Below are 19,572 nucleotides of genomic sequence, written 5' to 3' on the forward strand. Positions count from 1 at the left end.
ATATGTCAATAGTTCATAAAATCGGAAGAAGAAAAACTGCTGTTGCAAGAATCTACATGAAACCTGGTTCAGGAATCATTACGATCAACAAAAAGGATTCTAAAGACTACTTCGGTACTGACGTTTTGGTTTACAAATTGAATCAGCCGTTTTTGTTAACAGAAACTGTGGGTCAGTATGACGTTACAGTGAATGTTTTTGGAGGCGGAATTACTGGTCAGGCTGAAGCCATCAGACTAGGTCTTTCAAGAGCATTGTGTGAAATCAACGAAGAGTTCAGATTATTGCTTAAACCACACGGATTGCTTACAAGAGATGCAAGAATGGTGGAAAGAAAGAAACCAGGTCAGAAAAAAGCGAGAAAGAGATTCCAGTTCTCAAAACGTTAAGAATTGCTATGAGCTGTATGCAATATGCATTAGGCTTATACTCAAACAAATTATTAATTCGCTTGAAAGCTTAAGGCGTATCGCTTAAAGCTTAAAGCACCTAAATGCCCCCTTTAGTTTAGCACCCAAACTATTCTCCCATCTAAAGAAAAGTTGATTGCGAAAAAGCGGCACGTAAACTAAAAACAAAAAAGCGACATGGCAAAAGCAAATGTTAAAGACCTTTTAGAGGCAGGAGTACACTTTGGTCACATGACCAGAAAGTGGAATCCAAATATGGCTCCATACATTTTTATGGAGAAAAACGGTATTCACATCGTAGACTTACATAAAACAGCAGTGAAACTGGACGAAGCCTGTACAGCTTTGGAAAAAATCACTTCTGCAGGTAAAAAAGTTCTTTTCGTAGCTACTAAAAAGCAGGCGAAAGAAGTTGTAGCGAAATATGCAGCTGAACTTAATATGCCTTATATCACTGAAAGATGGCCGGGCGGAATGTTAACAAACTTTGTTACGATCCGTAAAGCTGTTAAGAAAATGAACCAGATCGATAAAATGAAGAAAGATGGTACTTTCGAAACTTTATCTAAGAAAGAAAGACTTCAGGTTGACCGTCAAAGAGCTAACCTTGAGAAAAACTTAGGTTCCATTTCCGACATGGTGCGTCTTCCATCAGCACTTTTTGTTGTTGATATTATGAAAGAACACATCGCTGTTACTGAGGCTAAAAAATTGGGAATTCCAATTTTTGCAATCGTTGATACGAATTCAGATCCAAGAAAAGTAGAATATGTGATTCCTGGAAATGATGATGCATCCAAATCAATTGATATGATTTTGAGCGTTGTTTCAAGCTCTATCAAAGACGGTTTGTCTCAAAGAAAAGCAGATAAAGAAAAATCCAAAGAAGAAGGGGAAAAAGTAACGGCTGATGCTGATGCTGATTTCGACGCTGCTGCGGAATAATAGCTATCTCAATAATAAAAAAAGGTTCAGAATATTTTCTGAACCTTTTTTTATGCTTTTAAATGAACTGTTAATTGCTCTCGGCCTTTGGATAACCTGTTGGAACATTGGGCTTCAGCGCCACGACCACATTTTTCGTAATTTTTTTGTTTGAGACATAGCTCAAATCACATAAGTTGGTGGAAAGCATATAATCACCCTGCGGAATAACGATGGAGTTTTCTCCGTGAGAAGGCACCGCGAGGTTATAGTACTTGCTGCCCTGAATCCTCAGGATCATATTGCAGTCGGAGTTGTTCTGAACAAGCAGAATCGCATCGGTATTGCTCTGGTCGCTGTTGAAAAGCTGGTTAAGCACCTTTACGGTATTCTTGGAATGAAGTGCCTTGCTTTCCTCCAAAATCTGAGCATATTCCTTTGCTTCACGTTCCGTAATCGTTTTAAATACGATGGGCTTCGGAAGTTCACCTGGTCTCTTTTTTGGCTTCTTGGCGTTTTTCAGCGCCTGAAGTTTCTGCTTCAAAAAAGGCAGATTTTTATCTCCCGGATGATTACGGATGTACTGCTCGACCTTTTTTTCGTCTCTGCTGTCCATAATGCTGAACTTAGCCGCAGATTCTGTTTTGCAGGATCCTAAAAGCAGTAATAGTGACCAGGTCAGCATGGTGTTTTTCATCCGTTTATTCTGAATTTTATATAGGTGATGGTTTTCCCTTTCGCTGAGAAAAGTCCTTCGTAATAGGTTTTTATTTCCCTTAAAAGTGGCGTTCCGGGATCGAATTCGGGCGCTCCGTAAATATCGTGATTCGCTGCAATGATTTCGTGACCCTGTCCCTGAAGCAAACCTAAAGTGTAACCGTGCAGGAATTCAGAATCGGTCTTAAGATGCATGACGCCGTCTTTTTTCAGGATTTTTTTGTAACGTTCCAGAAACTCAGGATGGGTCATCCGGTGTTTTGTCCGGCGGTATTTGATCTGAGGATCCGGAAAAGTAATCCAGATCTCGTCGATTTCGTCTTTGTCGAAAAAACAGTCTACGAGTTCGATTTGTGTTCTCAGAAAAGCAACATTGTTCAGGTTTTTCTCTACCGCTTCTTTGGCACCGAACCAAAATCGCGCCCCTTTAATATCGATTCCGATAAAGTTTTTTTCAGGAAATGCTTTGGCCAGTCCAACCGAATATTCTCCTTTTCCGCAGCCCAGTTCCAGAACGATGGGATTCTGGTTTTTAAAAACCTCGTCTCTCCATTTCCCTTTTAAATGAAAATTGTCCTGCGCTTCCGCTCTCGTCGGCTGAAAAACGTTCGGAAGAATTCTGTTTTCCTCGAAACGTGCCAGTTTATTTTTTCCCATATCAATTTCTTAGGGCAAAAATAATATTAAATAAAGACAAAAGGAAGTATAAGGCCGGTTAATGCATTTAAATTATTTGGAGCCGGGATTGCTCAGGCCAACCATAATGGCTTTCTGAACTGTTTTTTGGGAGGCATACTGGGCTCCACACACGATGCTTGTAAAAAGGTAATCCCCTTTAGTCACTACGATTGAATTTTCATTATGTGCCGCCACGGCCAAACGGTACTTTGTGTTTCCTGCACCTTCTATCCTGACGATGATGTTGCAGTCTGACTTGTTCTGGATCAGAATGATGCTTTCGCGGCTGCTTGGGTCGCTGTCGAAAAGTTTGTTCAGCAGCTGTACCGTTTTCTGTTTGTGGGCTTCGGGCGATTCGTTGATGAGCATTTTAAATTCGTCTTCTTCTGCACTGGGCATGGCGACAAAAGTGGGCGTGCTTGGTGCAGCAGAGCTAGCTCTTTGTCCAGGAACAGCTGCAGTGACAGGTTCTGCTGTTATTGTAACCGGAGCCATCGTGGCCGGATTCAGGTTTTTCGCAAGTGCCTCTTTGTATTTTGCGATCTGCTTCTGTTTGATGATGGCATTCATTTCATCAAAACTGATTTTTGTGGAAGGCCGTCTTTTCAGTGTTGCGAGCATTTCCTGCAATGATTTTACACGCGGATCTGCAGGATGCGCCGTTTTGATGTAGTCTCTTATCATCTCCATTATTCTCGGCTTCAGGACAGACCTTCTCGGATCATCAGGATGGGCATCGCGTAAAAACGCATTGATTTCGTAGATGCTTTTGCTGCGCATAATCTCCGAATAATCCTTCATCTTCTTCTGCGCAGAAAGATTGAAGAACATAAACAAGCTAAAAAAAAGAATAATTTTTCTCATAAAAAAAAAGAAATTAGCGTAGAACTTTAGATACACCCAACTAAATTAACGTCTTTTCCTGAATTATTGATATAAAATTCCAGTCAAACTTTCATTTATTTTACAAGACTTCTCAGGCTCGAATTGTCGAGTCTTTTTAAGTAAATAGGCAGGTATTTCTCGATAGAGATTGCTGCTGCCTCATAATTTCCGGCATCAATAAAAGCAGACAGACGGTCTGAGGTGTAGACGAACTGCAGGAAGTTTTCGATCAGATATTCCGGAATCTTCATGTTCGTAAAATATTCGGTGCCGTAGTAATTCTTCATTTTCTGAACAGAAATGTTCATTTTTTCGTAGGCATAATAACGCTCCTTTTTCTTTTTTTCTCCTGAAAGAATGTCATAAATGGTATCAATACTGAAGGTGAGGCCACCTCCGGAAAACCCTGCTACAGGGAGTTGCGGCGGGTTTCCGTCGCCTTTCGGTTCCGGCAGGCCGAGCATTTTCTGTATTTCCAGTGCTTTTTCTGAGGATTTAAGGGAAGCCACGTCCTTTCTTAGATTCCCGGACGGCTTAAAGCGGCTAAGTACCACTTCCTGAATCTCATGATAAGCAATTTTCAGTTCAACGAGATTGTTGGAATTCTCAAGCAGTGTTTTGTTAAGACTAACGTCCTTCCTTTCGGTAACAATGGAGGTGAAACGGATGCGATCCCCCTCGTTTGCAGCAATGCGGAATTCTCCGTTGTAATCGCTGAGCACGGTCTTCTGGGTGTTAAGATTCGTAACGAAAATCTGGTTGAGGTACAGGATCGAGTTGTCCCTGAGGAATACCTGTCCTTTGAAGATCTGGGCATTGATATTCACTAAGGAAAGCAATATCAAAAATGTAAATATTTTTTTCATCTGTTGCCGGCAAAATTAATGCTAAATTCTCTTGCTGGTACAGGTTACAGAAGGTGCTGCGGTTAAAGTTTGGTTAAATTTTCGTCCCGAAATGTTAAGAAGCGTTAGAGTGGAGGAGTTTTAGATAAATTGTGTTAAAGAAATGGATTGTGTTAAATCGCATCAGTCTTTAAAATATGTATCGTTCCTGTTCTTTACCAAAAGCCAGCTTGTGTAATTCACCTGAGTTTGGGTGCCGAATTCTTTCCACTGCAACAAATACCAGTAGGTGGCGGTAGGAACGGGCCGTCCGCTGATGGTGCCATCCCAGATAAACCGGTTTGAAGCCGTGCCGCGGAAAACTTCCGCACCGTAACGGTCAAATATTCTGAATAGGGGTTCCGATTTCATCAACAATTCCGAATAATTGATAACGTCATTAATGCCATCTCCGTTCGGTGTAATCGTATTGATGAGATTGATGATGGAGAAATCTTTTTTCACAACAGAACAGGCTTTTGCATCCCGAACATATATGGTGTGAGTTCCTCTTGAAACATTGTAGAAGACATTTGTAGTCTGCCACGCAAGACCGTCCAAAGAATATTCATATGGGGGAGTCCCACCGGTTGCGGTAACAGTAACTGTAGTTCCCTTAATGTCGATTGCGGTGATTGTTGGGAGTTCGGCATTCGTAATGTTTACTGACTGGCGGTAAACACATCCGTTGAAGGTGAGGTCTACCCAGTAAGTTCCCGTTCCCACACCCGTAATGGAAGAGCTAGTAGCACCGGTACTCCAGAGATAGGCGGTGAAACCCGGTCCTGCATCCAGAGTGGTCAAATTTCCTGCACAAACCGTCTGGTCAGTCAGGACATCTGATTTTTTTGGAGTTTTCACCGTTATGGTTATTGGAGCGATATTCGGGCAGATTCCGGCTTTCTCAAAGCGGATATAAAAAGTCTGGGTTCCTGTAACAGTCACCGGATTTGTGAGGGCGCCGGTGTTGTTCTGTGCTGAGGTAAGAGTAGCGTGGTAAGTGGCGCTCACCGCAGGGTCGTTGGTGTAATTGCTGAAATAAGCGGAAATATCCACCGGTCTAGTTCCGTCTAAGTTATCATCACAAACCGATTGGCTGGATGTGGAAAGCAAGAGGGGAATTTTAGCTCCAAAACTGAAATTAAGAGCTTTGATCACCGGTGAACATCCGTCTGGCGATTCCACGCGGATGTAAATGGTGGTGTTGGTGGTATAAGACCAGCTGTTGGGTAATGTTGATGTGTTTCCGGCAGTGGCATCATTCAGCGTTGCATAATACTTCACTGTAAAATATGAAGCGTTGGTCAAAACCAATGGAGTAATGGTGCTGAGGTCAATTGTTATGCTTCCGTCAACATTTTCATCGCAGAAGACTCCGTTATAATCCGAAACTACGGCAAGAGGGAAATAGCCCAGTGTGATCTGCGCAATATTGCTACAGCCGAGAGGCGTTTTTACGAGCGCATACACCACAGTTCCCGCGGTTGAAACATACGCCGTTGGAATCACGATCTCTGCTGCGGCATTCTGAGTCTGAGCATCAGCAAGTGTCGGGTAGTATTTTATAACAACGGGCGACTGAGCTGTCACCACGGCAGTTGTCAGATTGTAGGTTCCTTGGCCGTTTACGTTACAGGCATTCAATGTGGTATTCGTAACCGGAAGATCCAGAATGTTCACTGTCACGGTAACCGTCTCGCAATCCGGGAAATCAGGATTATTCCCACAAAAGGTATAAACGAAGGTATCTGTTCCTGCAGTTCCTGGATTCGTAACAGTGTAGGTGATTATTCCGGTTGTTGGATTTACTGTTGCTGTACCTGCAGTTGGAGGTGTCACGATGGAAACGGTAGCCGGAACCGGAGCCTGGGTAGAAGTGGTAAAAGCAGGTGTAATGGTTTGTGTAACGCATACATCAACCGTTGAAGCAGACTGTTTTACGCAGTTCAAGACTTTATATGCGGCGGTAAACAGGGGTGCGCAGCTGCCCATGGTGACGGCGGCGGTGTAATTTCCAGGGCCGGTCGGGGTATAGGAAGCTGAGGTTGCACCGGGAATCAGTGTCCCATTGATGTACCACTGGTAAGCGTTATAAATAATAGGATCCACGGTAAGCACAATACCGGGAACACAGGTTCCGCCGGAAGTTACAATGGCCGGGGTCGTGGGGAATCCGGCAAAAAAACCGCCATATCCTACCGCATCGCTGCCGGCAGTAATTCCTGCGGTAATGGCTTTATCTGAAACCACTGTGATGTTTCCGGTGACATTAGGAATTCCATAGGTAACCCAGTTCAGCGTTCCCGTCATAGGGAAAGGCCCCGAAGATGCGGGAGGAACTACACCGTTCACCGTAACGACAGCGCCGGTTTCCGTAATCAAATTGAGCTTTGTGGGAATATGAAGAATTCCTGTCGGATTTCCATTTGAAAAAACAAAATTCTCATCAATCATCCCAAGTTCGTCTATCTGTTTCGGCAGGTAGCAATTGAGCGCAGGAATAAAATTAAAACCACCGGTTGCTACACCCAGTACAGGTTCCCCAGCCAGAATCTGATATACATACGCGTTTTTTGAAGTCCCTATTAAGAGATTGTAGTGGTTATTTCCCTGAAGCTGGTATTTCGTATCAGGAATGACGAAATATTTGCCCTCATTAATAGTAGCTATGGGCTGGACTTCGTTGTTTACAAAGATTTGGGTGTTATTCTCGGTGGCAATAACCACAGCACCTTCCATATTGGTGCCGATAGTTCCGTTGCCTTTCACCAAAGCAAAATTGGTTCCCAGTAACGGTACCGGAATTGACTGGTCCATCATAATATCTGAACTCGTAGGGAAATTTCCGGCATACTGACCATTGAAATTTCCGTTTGTAATATTGACGGGTTTGTTGGATTCTATTTTTGCTCCGATAAAACCGTCGGTATTGGTAAGTCCTGAGCCATCAACGATATATGACTGACCTTTGTTCAGGGTAAAGGTCATTGTGGGATTTGTCGTACCGGTAGTTCCGTTTGAGAACTGCACGAGCGGGCTGTAACCGGATATGGTAACGGTTGTATTGTCCTGAGTTGCCAGCACAGAGGTCATAAAATTCAGAATGCCGTTGCTCACAGTTATTGGAGCCATTCCCGCATAAAATTTGGTTCCGGTGGATGAAATTCCCTTTGAGGTGATGATCTCGCCGTGATTGAATACTGAGAATCTGAGGTTCGCGTAAAAAGGAAATTCTGCTTCCAGATACAGTCCTTTCGTGGTCGGAGTGAAAAGATCTGCCTGTTGAGTGGTGATGATATACTGCCTGAGAACATCAAATTTTTGAGGATTCCCTTTGCTGATATTTACCGTACCGATAAGCACATTATTGTTGTAGATATTTACCGGAAACGGCGTGATTCTGTTAGTGGAAAGATATAGGCTCTGAAATTGGTTCGGATTACCTGTCCGGTCTACCATGGGAGCAAACCAATGTTGCCTGTCCAGCTGCGCAAAAAGAGTAGATAAGGACAGCAAAATCAGAAAAAAGGATAGAATTTTTCTCATGGACACAGTACAGACTTCATTACAAATTTAATAATTAAAATGATTAAGCAATAAAGATTTATTAACAAAAAAGAAAGCACGGCTTAAAAACCGTGCTTTTAAAATAAAAATTGAAAAAAATTATTCTCTGTTCTTAACCAAAATCCAACCAGTGAATTTCACAGGCGTTTTTGCAGGAGTAGGCTCAGTCCAGTTAATATGATACCAATATGTTCCGGTATGCACTTTTCTGTCGGAAAATTTGCCGTCCCATCTGTAATTGTTGGTTTTATCACCAATATGTACCAAGTTTCCGTAGCGGTCATAGATGGAGAATTTAAGATCTGTTTTATAGGCAAGGGCACTGTAATCTACATAGTCGTTTGAACCGTCACCATTCGGTGTAATTGCATTAACTAAGTTTGGTACAGTTACTTCTACAATAACTGGCTCACAGTCGTAAGTGTCTTTCACATAGAAGGTGTTCTGACCTCTCGGAAGATTGCTGAAAGTATTTGAATCCTGCCAAACCACATTATCTACCGAGTATTTGTATGGTGGTGTTCCTCCTGTTACGGTAAGCGTTACTGCATTGTTTACAATGTCAATATTGGTTACAATAGGTCTCGTAACAGCGTGTACAGTAACCGTCTGCACGGTAGGACAACCATCAGTAAATAGGGTTACAGTATATACTCCAACTGAAACATTGCTGATCGACTGGGTTGTAGCACCGGTACTCCAGAGGTAAGACTGGAATCCAGGACCTGCATCCAATGTAGTAGTATCTTCAGCACAGATATATTGATCTACAAGGATTGCTGATTTTTTCGGAGGTTTTACTGTTAAAGTTATTTTAGCAATTCTGAAACATCCGCCAGAATTATATACCCTAACAAACACTTCTGAACTTGGAGCAATATAAGTCAAGAAACCCATGATTTGATTCGTTCCGTTGGTCGCATCGGCAAAAGAAGGGAAATATTCTTTGGTTACCGGAGACTGCAAAGTTACAACAGCTGTTGAAAGGTCAAACTGTCCAGTTGCATTGTTTGTTTCGAGGAAACATGTGCTTAAAGCCGCATCCTGTACTACTGGATATGGAACTGCAGTAAAATTGACAGTCACCTGTTGGCAGTCAATAAACTCAGGCGCATTTCCGCAGAACTGGTAAACCAAAGTATCCGGTCCAACATATCCCGAAGTCGGAGTATATGTTATTACTCCAGTTGTAGGGTTAATTACTGCAGTACCGTGTGTTGGCGGTGTTACGATGGTTACTGTTGAAGGAACCGGTGTCTGTGTTGAAGAGGTAAATGTTGGTGTAATGGTAATGGCCGCACAAGCCGCTAAATTTGTAGTTGTTTGCACCAAACATGTAAAGACTTTATAAATTGGGGTTGTTGCCGGTGGACAGCCTCCTACTGTAACTGTACAGGTATAATCGCCAGCGACAGTTGGAGTATAGGTATTTTGTGTAGCGCCGGGAATGGCAACTCCATTCAGGTTCCATTGGTAACTGTCGTAACCATCATCTACTTCAAGAATAATCCCCGGAATACAGTTGCCGGTTTGTTTTGAAATCACAGGAATCGAGGAAAATCCTGCAAAGTAACCCCCATATCCGGATGTACTGAATCCTCCGTTAATACCAGCAGTTACGGCTTTACTGGAAACAATGGTTAAATTATCGGTAACCGTTGGGATGATAAGGCTATACGTTACCCAAGTTGTATTTCCAGTAAGTAAAAATGGCCCCTCAGCAGCAGTAGGAGGTACTCCATTTACAGTCACAACAGCGCCCGCTTCTGTTAGAATATTTAATTTTACTTGTATACCCGATGGTTTAACACTCGCTCCACCGCCACCTGTTGGCATTTCGTTTACCTTGCCAATCTCGTCGATCCTTCGTGGTAAAAAGCAGTTTAATGGTGGGATATAGTTGAAACCGCAGGTTGCACTGCTGTTGTTAACTGAAACCAGTTGGTATAAATAAACATTCTTTGATGTACTGATGAACATGTTTTCATGTCCTGATCCTTGTGTAATATAATTGCTTCCTGAAATTCTGTACCACTGACCCTGATTTAAGGTTGCAACCGCTGTTCCAGCTCCATTCAGAAATACCTGGGTATTATCTTCAGTAGCAATTACGATTCCACCTTCCAGGTCATCTGCTGTGGCTGATCTGGTTCTTACCATTGCAAAAGTACTTCCCAGTCTTTCTACAGGTACCGATTGATCTAAAATCTCATCTGACCCGGCCGAAGTATTTGCTCCAAAATTACCGTTAATATTTCCGTTAGTGAGCGTAATAGGCTTGTCAGCAACTATTTTAGCTCCCATAAATGGGGCAGCGCCTCCTGCAGAACCGGCAAAAATAAAAGATTCGCCTCTATTCAACGTAAAAGTATGGGTGGTAGTACCGGCAGGAACATTGCCGCCAAGAAATGTCACACCCGGATTCCATGTGGCGGTTACAACAGTATTGTTTTCGGTTGCCAAAACTCCGGCAGTAAAGTTGTTTCCGCTTATAACAGCAGTAGAAGGGGTGTTGGCCACAAAAAATTCTTTGCCTATTCCCGCTTTACCCTTACTGGTAAGAATTTCTGCATGCGTAGTGCTGCTTGCTATTCTTAGGGTACAGTAAAATGGTTTGGTGGCGTTCAAATATACTCCCCGGGTAGTCTTTGTAAAATTCAGTCCTGCATTATTAATAGAAATATTCGCCACAGGAATGATGAAAGTTTGAGGACTTCCTTTGCTGATGTTAACAGTACCAAGAACAACTTGAATTGGGGGATTGACTGGATTGACCGGATCAACAGTGTAACCGTAGATGGTAACCGGAAATGAAGTGACGGAATCGGTAGATAAATATACCGATCTTCCTGTCAGTGATGTTGATTCATAGAAGGGCGCTATCCAATGTTCTGTATCTCTTTGTGCGGATAAATTTCCAATGGACAAAAAGAAAATAGTGAGTAAGAGTAAAAATTTTTTCATAAATAATCAGCTTTACATTTCTACAAATTTAATAAAATTTCTTAATCACTGTTCAAAAAAATTACGAATTCTCATATTGTGTTCATTTTTTACATTTTAAAAGGGCTTTAATTGCTTAATTTTCATTAATACTAATGTATAAACCCAGTAGTTCGAGATTTTTTGTACATCAATTAAAAAACCGGAAGTAATACTCCCGGTTTATATAAATTACTTATTCTCTGTTCTTGACAAGAATCCAGCCGGAGTAGGATACCGGAAGTTTAGTGTCTGGTTCGGTCCATTTCAGAAGATACCAATAGGTTCCGGTATTCAGCGGGCGGCCTCCGATTTTTCCGTCCCATTCATAGATTCCTTTTTTCGAAACGTAGATTGGTGCTCCATAACGGTCATAGATCTGAATGGTTACATCATTTTTAATCCTTAGATCCGAATAATCAAGAACATCATTGATCCCGTCTCCGTTTGGAGTAATAGCATTAATGATGTTGAAGACCAGGAAATCTTTTTTAACAGGTGCACAGTTTTCCGCAGCTATAACAAAAACAGTATGAGTACCCATCGATAAACCGGTAAATACGTTGGACAGCTGGTACGTAACTCCATCCAAAGAATACTGATATGGGGGAGTTCCTCCGGAAACGTTGATGGTCGCTGTTAATCCGTTAAGGTCGATACTCGTAATGACAGGTAAAGGTGCTGCCAGTACATTCACAAACTGCCGGTAAACACATCCGTTAAAACCTAAATCTACCCAATAGCTTCCTACACCAACCGTTATAGATTGAGTTGTAGCACCATTGTTCCAAAGATAACTTGAAAAGCCGGGGCCTGCATCCAGAACCGTTTGTTCGTTTGAGCAGATCGTTTGGTCTGTAAGCGTAGTAGATGCTTTCGGCGACTTCACAGTAATGGTGAGTTTGGCGGTATTCGGACAGCTGGTCGGACTCTGAAATCTGACATAAAATATTCCGGAAGTCGTAATTGTCTGATTAGCTGCGACAGCGCCGGTTCCGGACTGTGCATTGGCCAAGGTAGTGTAAAAAGTGAGGGTTACATTTGGATCGGCGGTAAACAGATTTTTATAACTGTTTAAGTTAACCGCTTCAGAACCGTTTAAATCTGCATCACAAACCTCTGCTGTAGCATTGGCTGTTATTAACGGGATCTTGTTACCGAGCGTAAAATTAATCTGGCCTGTCGCGGGCGGACAGTTCCCTGTTAAAGCGTCAACCCTTACATAAACTGTTGTAGGCGCAGTGTAACTCCAGTTATTCGGTAGGGTATTGTTATTGCCGGCGGCAGCATCAGCCGCATTAAGGTAATATCTTACATTGAAATTTGCAGAATTGGTAACAATCTGCGGAGTAATGTTAGAGAAATTCACCAGAATAATCCCGTCGAAGTTATCATCACAAAGGCTGCTGTTGAAGTTTGAAACCGTAAGATTTGGCGCTGCCACACCGGTTACAGTAACCAGCTGATGATAAACACATCCGTTGAAAGTAAGGTCAACAAAATAATTTCCGGGACCCACGGTAATGGTTTGAGTCGTTGCACCTGTACTCCATAAATAACCGTCGAATCCGGTTCCCGCATCCAAAACTGTAGTGGAGGTGGAACAGATGGTCTGGTCATTTAAAACCAGCGACTTTTTTGGTGATTTTAAATTCACCGTAAGTTTTGCAACATCAGAACAGGCAGTTGCACTCTGAAATCTGATATAAAAAACGCCGCCGGCTGCCGTAATAGTTTGTGTTGCAGAAACCGGAGCGGTTGCATTCTGCGCGTTAGCCAGTGTATTGTAAAATGTTAACGAAACGGCAGGATCTGCAGTGAAGAAAGGTTTGTAATTGTTAAGGTCAACAGTTTCTGAACCATCAAGATTATTGTCGCAGACAGATGTGATTGTTTCAACTGTCAAGAGCGGTGTTTTAGGAGCAATCTGAAAGTTGATCTGACCAAAGACGGAAGGACAGTTCCCTGTAATAGTGTCCACCCGTACATAAACAATGGTGTTTGCACTGTAGCTCCAGTTGTTAGGGAGCGTATTGTTGTTTCCGGCATTTGCATCTGCCTGATTAAGGTAATAACGGACCGTAAAACTTGCTGCATTATTAACAATGGCCGGAGTAATGAGAGAAAAATCTACAGGAATAATCCCGTCCAGATTTTCATCACAGATGGAAGCGTTATAATTTGCAGTATTGATGTTCGGAGATGGATTAACACTCAGCTGAATAGTAGTGGTCTTTGAACAGCCGAATGAAGAGGTAACCTTTACATAAACAGTTCCCGCAACTGCCGTGTAAGAACCAGGAGGGGAAATTTGATTTGTTAATGCAGCATCAGTATAATAGGTAGCGTTAATTCCGGCATCGGGCGAAACACTTGCCGAAGTAAGATCAAAAGACCCTCCCCCGTCAGCATTGGCGCAAGAGGTGAGAGCGGCAGTTAGTACCTGAACCACATCAATATTCAAATTAATTCTAAAATATTCAAATGAGGCAGGATTTCCGTTTCCTTCAATGTAATAAATGAAAGTATCCGTCGCGTCAGCTGTAAGACCCGGATTTGGAGTGTAAGTGATTTGTCCTGTTGTATTGTTTACGGTTGCCGTTCCGTTTAGAGGCTGCAAAATAATGGCAGTACTTGCAGGAACGATTGTTTGAGTAGAATTGGTAAAAGCAGGCGTAATAACTTTGGTATTACATGAACCGATATTGTAAACCGTGGTTGTAATTGGTGGGCAAAGGTTATAAATAAAGGGGTCGGTCAATTTCGATTCGCAGTTAAGTTTGGTAATTAAACAGGTATAAGCGCCCGCTCCGTACAGTTCCGGATTAATAAAGTAGGTTGTCGCTCCCGGAATTGGACTCCCGTTTAAATTCCACTGGTAGGTATCATAACTGTTATCTACTTGAAGAAGCACTCCTGCATAACAGTCCCCTGTTTTCACAATGACGGGAACTGAAGAAAATCCCGCAAAATAACCGCCGTAACCCACGGCTCCACTTCCTGCTGCAATACCTGCCGTAACCGATTTTGTAGAATTCACGGTAATGTTTCCCGTAATATTCGGAACGGAGTAGGTCACCCAGGACGGATTTCCGGTAACAGGATATGGTCCGTTTGCCGCTGGAATAGCGGCCCCGTTTACCGTAACAGCAGCCCCTGTTTGTGTAATGATATTCAGTTTTGTGTTGTAAGTTGTTCCGCCCAGTTGGTTGATGAAACCAATTTCATCAATCTTATTGGGAAGAAAACAGCTTAAGGGCGGAATGTAATTGAAGCCTCCCGAAGGATATACGTTTCCGGATGAAGTTCCGGCAAGGAGCTGATAGACGTAAGCGTTTTGCGAGGTATGGATGCTTACATTATAATGGCCGTTTCCCTGATTAACATAACTGGATCCCGGAATGTAAGTGTATTCTCCGGTATTTAAAGTGATTCCCGTCGGAACGCCATTCACTGTAATTTGGGTGTTGTTTTGAGTGGCAACAATAAGTACAGTTTCCATTCCTGAAGTTATTGGACCGTTGCCTTTTACCACAACAAAATCGCTCCCCAGTCTTTCAACCGGTACCGACTGGTCCATCAGAATATCATTATTTGTAAAATTGAAATTGGTATAAATGCCGTTGAAATTACCGTTCGTTACAGAAATCTGCTTGTCGGCTACTATTTTAGCACCAATTAGCCCGTCCATGTTAGCAGAAGAATCCACACTGATGGCATCAATAATATAGGATTGACCTTTGTTAAGTATCGTTGTTTTTGTGGGTGAAGAAGTGCCGTCAGAAAAAACCACGGCCGGATTGTATCCAGAAATTGTAACGGTGGTATTGTCCTCTGTTGCGGTGATGCCGATGGTTGCATTTACATAGTCGGCGGCACCGGTATTGGCCGCCATTGCTGCGTAAAAAGTTTTACCCAAACCTGCCAGACCTTTTGAAGTAATGATTTCAGCATGGTTAGTGATGGCAAAACGGTAATTGGCAAAAAATTTCTTCGGTCCTTTTACATTAATCCCTTTGGCAACAGGAGTAAAGAGTTCCGACTGCGAAACAGCCATCATAAAATTTCCGGGAATACTCACTTCTGCCGGGCTGCCTTTACTGATCTGTACGGAATTAAAAAGTACATTATTGTTAAAGATATCGACTGTAAAAGGAACTGTTTCGTTCGTTGAAAGATATAGATTACTCTCAAGATTACTGGTGCCGGCGCTGGCCGACATCGGAGCAAACCAGTGGTCTGTATCCAGCTGTGTATAACCAAAAACCCAGAAAAATGATAAAATTATAGTAATGATTTTTTTCATAATAAAAAAGAAAGGGTGACAAATTTAATCATTAATTACCAATATTATACAAAAAAAATCTCCGTGAAAATTTTTCACGGAGACCATATTTTAAAGCGAATTCTGCTTAGGTTAGGCTTACTCTTACAAAGCCCATTACTTTAAGATCTGCATTTACTGATTTTACATAATCTGCAACAGATACACTTCCGTCTTTAATAAACGCCTGGTGAACCAAAGTATTGTCTTTATAGAACTTCTGCATTTTACCTTTCAGAATATTGTCGATGATATTGGCAGGCTTACCTTCTTTCGTAAGGATGTCTCTTTCAATTTCCAATTCTCTGTCGATTGTTTCCTGAGAAACCATTGTTTCATCCAAAGCAATGGGATTCATTGCAGCTACCTGCATTGAAACTGCTTTTGCCGCTTCTTCGGCACCGCTTACGTTAGCAGAAAGTGAAGTGATGGCAGCAATTTTGTTTCCTGCGTGAATGTATGCTCCTAAAAATGGCCCTTCAATTTTTTCGAAAGATCCGATTTCAATTTTCTCACCAATTACACCGGTCTGTTCAATCAGTTTTTCAGCAACAGTAGATCCCTGGAAATCAGCAGCAAGAAATTCTTCTTTTGATTTACCAAGAGCGGTTTCAGCCAAATCGTGCGCCAATTTAACGAAATCGTCATTTTTTGCAACAAAGTCAGTTTCACAGTTCAAAGCGATGATCACACCATGAGTATTGTCTCCGTTAACTTTAGCAATCACTGCACCTTCAGAAGATTCTCTGTCAGCTCTGTTTGCTGCAACTTTCTGTCCTTTTTTCCTAAGGATTTCAATTGCTTTTTCGAAGTCTCCTTCTGCCTCAACCAAAGCTTTTTTGCAGTCCATCATCCCTGCACCTGTCGTGTTTCTTAGTTTAGCTACATCTGCAGCAACTGGTGTATACATATTATTATTTTTATAATTTTATATTATGTTTGGCTCTGTTTTTGAGCCTTGCAAAGATAATAAATTTAATGCAAACTAAAAACAGCGTTTTTGCGTTATTTTAGAACTTCACTATTCCAACACCTACTTCACAATCAATGAAAAAAATATTTTATTTCTTCTTTATACTGATGTTTTCTTTTGCCTGTTCGCAGACAAAAGGAAAGCCAAAAACAACAAAAGTCACGCAGATTACCGCTGAGCAGGCCGAACAGAGCAATGATCCCCAAGTCATCGCGGGTTTTTTGAAAGCAAATCCGACCCATCCGAAGGTTGCCTATCTGAAGAGTAAAATTGTCACCCTCATTACCGCCGGAAACAATACGGCTGCGAAACCAACCATAAAACCGCTGACGAAGGCCGGCCTTAAAACAGCCATTAAAAAAGACATTTCTAAGGATGGGGTTAATGATAAAAATAAAAAAACGGCTGCGGTACTCAACCATCTTTTCAATAACGATGGCAACAAAAGTGAGGCATATGTAAATATCGTCAACAAGTCAAAATGCAACCTCGTGGTTAAATTTTCCGGAAAAAGATATTATAACCTGGATGTTCCGGCTAAAAATCAAAATTTCATTCTGATCGAAAAAGGAAAATATGTTTTAACTACAAGTGTGTGCGATGCGAAATATACCTCTTCAAAAAATATCAGTAAAGATATCGTGATATCACTAAATACAAGTGAGCTGTAATAAAAAAGCTTAAGAAATTCTTAAGCTTTTTATTTATCCTTTAAACTGACCCATCGCAATGAATTTCTCCTGCCTTTGGGTTTCGAGTTCTTTTCCTGTAAATGTTGAGAACGCCTTGATGTTCTGCAAAATAGACGTTTTAAGATGGTCATACGCAACCTGCGGCTCATAATGAGCTCCACCAAGCGGTTCTTCAATGATCCCGTCGATGAATTTTTCTTTCAGAGCATCCTGCGGTGTGAGTTTCAGAGCATTGGCTGCATCTTCTTTATGATCCCAGTTTCTCCAGAGGATCGAAGAACAGCTTTCGGGTGCGATCACGGTGTACCAGGTATTTTCCAGCATGTAGACTTTGTTTCCGACACCAATTCCCAAAGCGCCTCCACTTGCTCCTTCACCAATGATATATACAAAAATCGGCGTTTTGAGCATCGTCATTTCGAAAATATTTCTTGCAATCGCTTCTCCCTGTCCACGTTCTTCTGCTTCCAGACCAGGATATGCTCCGGGTGTATCGATCAATGAAATAACAGGAATGCTGAATTTTTCTGCAAGTTTCATCAGTCTTAAAGCTTTTCTGTAACCTTCTGGATTGCTCATTCCGAATCTCCGGTGCTGTCTTTCTTTTGTCGTACGGCCTTTCTGGGTTCCAATGATCATTACCCGTTGCCCGTCAATAGTAGCCAATCCGCCGATCATGGCCGGATCATCTGCGAAATTTCGGTCTCCGTGAAGTTCCAGAAAACTCCCTTTATCGGTAATTCCTTTAATGACATCCAAAGTATAGGGGCGGTCGGGATGACGTGAAAGCTGAACCCTTTGCCAAGGTGTAAGATTTCCGTAGATCTCTTTCTTTTTTTCAACAATTTTATCTTCGATTTGGGAGCAGGCCAACTTTACGTCGACACCGCTTTCTTCACCGACCAATGAACAGGTCTGGTACTGATCCATCAGTTCTTTTATCGGCTGCTCAAAACTTAAATATTCCATTTGTATGTAGAGAATTTATCTTTCAAATTTAGTAAAAATAATAGAAAATTACTGAATATTATTCACTGCATTTCTTATCCGTGCTGTACTTTCTTCTTTTCCAAGGATTTGCAGAATGTCCGGAACATCCGGTCCTTTCAGTTCGCCTACCAGACTCAGTCTTAAAGGCATCATGACCTTTCCCATACCCAAACCTTTCGCTTCGGCAAAATCATGAATGATTTTCTTGAGATTTTCGGAATCAAAAGTCTCAGCTTCGGTTAAAATACCGGCGAAATCGTTTAAAACAGACGGAGTATCTTCATTCCAGGCTTTCTTTACCGCTTTTTCATCGTAAAAATTTGGTGTCTCAAAGAAAAAATGGCCGTCGCGGTAAATGTCTTTCACAAAAGTGGCTCTTTCTCTTACCAAAGACACGATTTTAAGCAGCTGGTCATCAGCAGCACCGTTGAGGTTGATAGCATCTGTAGTTTTCAGTAATGATAAAATCTCTTCATCAGTCTTGAATTTCAGATATTCATGATTGAACCATTCCGCTTTTTCTTTGCTGAATCTTGCTCCAGCCTTGTGAACTTTATGCAGATCGAATTCATGAACCATCTCATCGAGACTGAGGATTTCGCGGTCGTTCGCGGGACTCCAGCCGAGCAGGGCGACCATGTTGATGAATGCTTCCGGGAGATAACCTTCTTCGCGGTAGCCTTTTGAGATGTTTCCGGTTTCAGGATCTTTAAAATTCAAAGGGAAAACCGGGAATCCGAACTTGTCGCCGTCTCGTTTGCTCAGTTTTCCTTTTCCTTCCGGCTTCAGAATCAATGACAGATGCGCAAATTCCGGTTTTTCCCAACCCATTACTTCGTACAGCAGATAATGAAGGCCGAGTGACGGCAGCCATTCTTCGCCGCGGATGACGTGGGAAATTTCCATTTCGTGGTCATCAACAATATTGGCGAAATGATAAGTCGGCATTCCGTCGTTTTTCACAAGCACTTTATCATCTAAAGTATTGGTGTTCACAGAAAATTTCCCGCGGATAATATCTTCCAGATTTAAAGTTCGGTCTACCGGCATTTTGAAACGAACCACATAAGGAACTTTATCATCGAGTAGTTGCTGAACTTCTTCATCAGAAAGAGTAAGGGAATTTTTTAAGCGGTTTCGCGTGATGTAGTTGTAAGCGAAAACCTCCCCGTTCTGGTCGAATTCTTTGCGGATTTCGTCCAGTTCTTCGGCGGTATCGAAAGCGAGATAAGCAAAATCGGTTTTCAGGAATTCAGCGAGATGCCGGTCGTAAATATCACGTCTTTCAGACTGGCGGTACGGCGCGTATTTTCCACCATGTTTCGGGCTTTCATCAGGAATAATACCACACCATTCGAGTGCCTCCATAATATAGTCTTCAGCTCCTTCCACATATCGCGCAGTATCGGTATCTTCAATTCTGAGGACGAAATCGCCTCCCTGATTTTTAGCAAAAAGATAATCATACAAAGCGGTTCTTACCCCACCTAAATGTAACGGACCTGTCGGACTCGGCGCAAAACGCACTCTTACTTTACTCATTCTT

General features: G+C 42.1%; 13 protein-coding genes. 3 read left to right on the forward strand and 10 right to left on the reverse strand.

Features of this window, described 5'->3' with window-relative positions:
- The first annotated feature begins 2 nt into the window (after positions 1-2).
- Positions 3-389, forward strand: a complete 387-nt coding sequence (gene rpsI / locus FUA25_RS04495; protein WP_147755730.1) for a 30S ribosomal protein S9 — start codon at positions 3-5, stop codon at positions 387-389.
- Between the two features lie 198 nt (positions 390-587).
- Positions 588-1,355: a 30S ribosomal protein S2 gene (gene rpsB, locus FUA25_RS04500; protein ID WP_147755731.1), complete on the forward strand. Its 768-nt coding sequence runs from the start codon at positions 588-590 to the stop codon at positions 1,353-1,355.
- Positions 1,356-1,425: 70 nt separating this feature from the next.
- Here rpsB and FUA25_RS04505 read toward each other — a convergent pair whose 3' ends face one another.
- From FUA25_RS04505 to tsf, 8 genes are all read right to left on the reverse strand, one after another.
- Entirely contained in the window at positions 1,426-2,031 is a 606-nt protein-coding gene (locus tag FUA25_RS04505) for a DUF6759 domain-containing protein (RefSeq protein WP_147755732.1), read from the reverse strand.
- On the reverse strand, positions 2,028-2,708 hold the full coding sequence (gene trmB / locus FUA25_RS04510) for a tRNA (guanosine(46)-N7)-methyltransferase TrmB (RefSeq protein ID WP_147755733.1): 681 nt from the start codon (positions 2,706-2,708) through the stop codon (positions 2,028-2,030). Before trmB ends, FUA25_RS04505 begins: the two co-directional genes overlap by 4 nt.
- Positions 2,709-2,780: 72 nt before the next feature.
- A complete protein-coding gene (locus FUA25_RS04515; protein ID WP_147755734.1) occupies positions 2,781-3,593 on the reverse strand; it encodes a DUF6759 domain-containing protein in 813 nt (270 codons plus the stop codon).
- A 95-nt stretch (positions 3,594-3,688) separates the two neighbouring features.
- A complete protein-coding gene (locus FUA25_RS04520) occupies positions 3,689-4,480 on the reverse strand; it encodes a hypothetical protein (protein WP_147755735.1) in 792 nt (263 codons plus the stop codon).
- Between the two features lie 162 nt (positions 4,481-4,642).
- Entirely contained in the window at positions 4,643-8,044 is a 3,402-nt protein-coding gene (locus tag FUA25_RS04525; protein ID WP_147755736.1) for a T9SS type B sorting domain-containing protein, read from the reverse strand.
- 120 nt (positions 8,045-8,164) lie between these two features.
- Positions 8,165-11,029: a T9SS type B sorting domain-containing protein gene (locus tag FUA25_RS04530; protein ID WP_147755737.1), complete on the reverse strand. Its 2,865-nt coding sequence runs from the start codon at positions 11,027-11,029 to the stop codon at positions 8,165-8,167.
- 214 nt (positions 11,030-11,243) lie between these two features.
- Complete coding sequence (locus FUA25_RS04535; protein WP_147755738.1) at positions 11,244-15,353, reverse strand: T9SS type B sorting domain-containing protein; 4,110 nt, start codon at positions 15,351-15,353, stop codon at positions 11,244-11,246.
- A gap of 106 nt (positions 15,354-15,459) precedes the next feature.
- Positions 15,460-16,281, reverse strand: a complete 822-nt coding sequence (gene tsf, locus FUA25_RS04540; protein ID WP_147755739.1) for a translation elongation factor Ts — start codon at positions 16,279-16,281, stop codon at positions 15,460-15,462.
- A gap of 137 nt (positions 16,282-16,418) precedes the next feature.
- On the opposite strand from tsf, the gene FUA25_RS04545 reads away from it, so the two are divergent.
- Positions 16,419-17,015, forward strand: a complete 597-nt coding sequence (locus FUA25_RS04545; protein WP_147755740.1) for a DUF6759 domain-containing protein — start codon at positions 16,419-16,421, stop codon at positions 17,013-17,015.
- Positions 17,016-17,048: 33 nt separating this feature from the next.
- Here FUA25_RS04545 and FUA25_RS04550 read toward each other — a convergent pair whose 3' ends face one another.
- Together FUA25_RS04550 and gltX are read right to left on the reverse strand one after the other, a co-directional pair.
- Complete coding sequence (locus FUA25_RS04550) at positions 17,049-18,005, reverse strand: acetyl-CoA carboxylase carboxyltransferase subunit alpha (protein ID WP_147755741.1); 957 nt, start codon at positions 18,003-18,005, stop codon at positions 17,049-17,051.
- 48 nt (positions 18,006-18,053) lie between these two features.
- A complete protein-coding gene (gltX, locus tag FUA25_RS04555; protein WP_147755742.1) occupies positions 18,054-19,568 on the reverse strand; it encodes a glutamate--tRNA ligase in 1,515 nt (504 codons plus the stop codon).
- Positions 19,569-19,572 lie beyond the last annotated feature (4 nt).

It is taken from the genome of Chryseobacterium sp. (assembly GCF_008014695.1).
In the GTDB taxonomy this organism is placed as follows: Bacteria; Bacteroidota; Bacteroidia; order Flavobacteriales; family Weeksellaceae; genus Kaistella.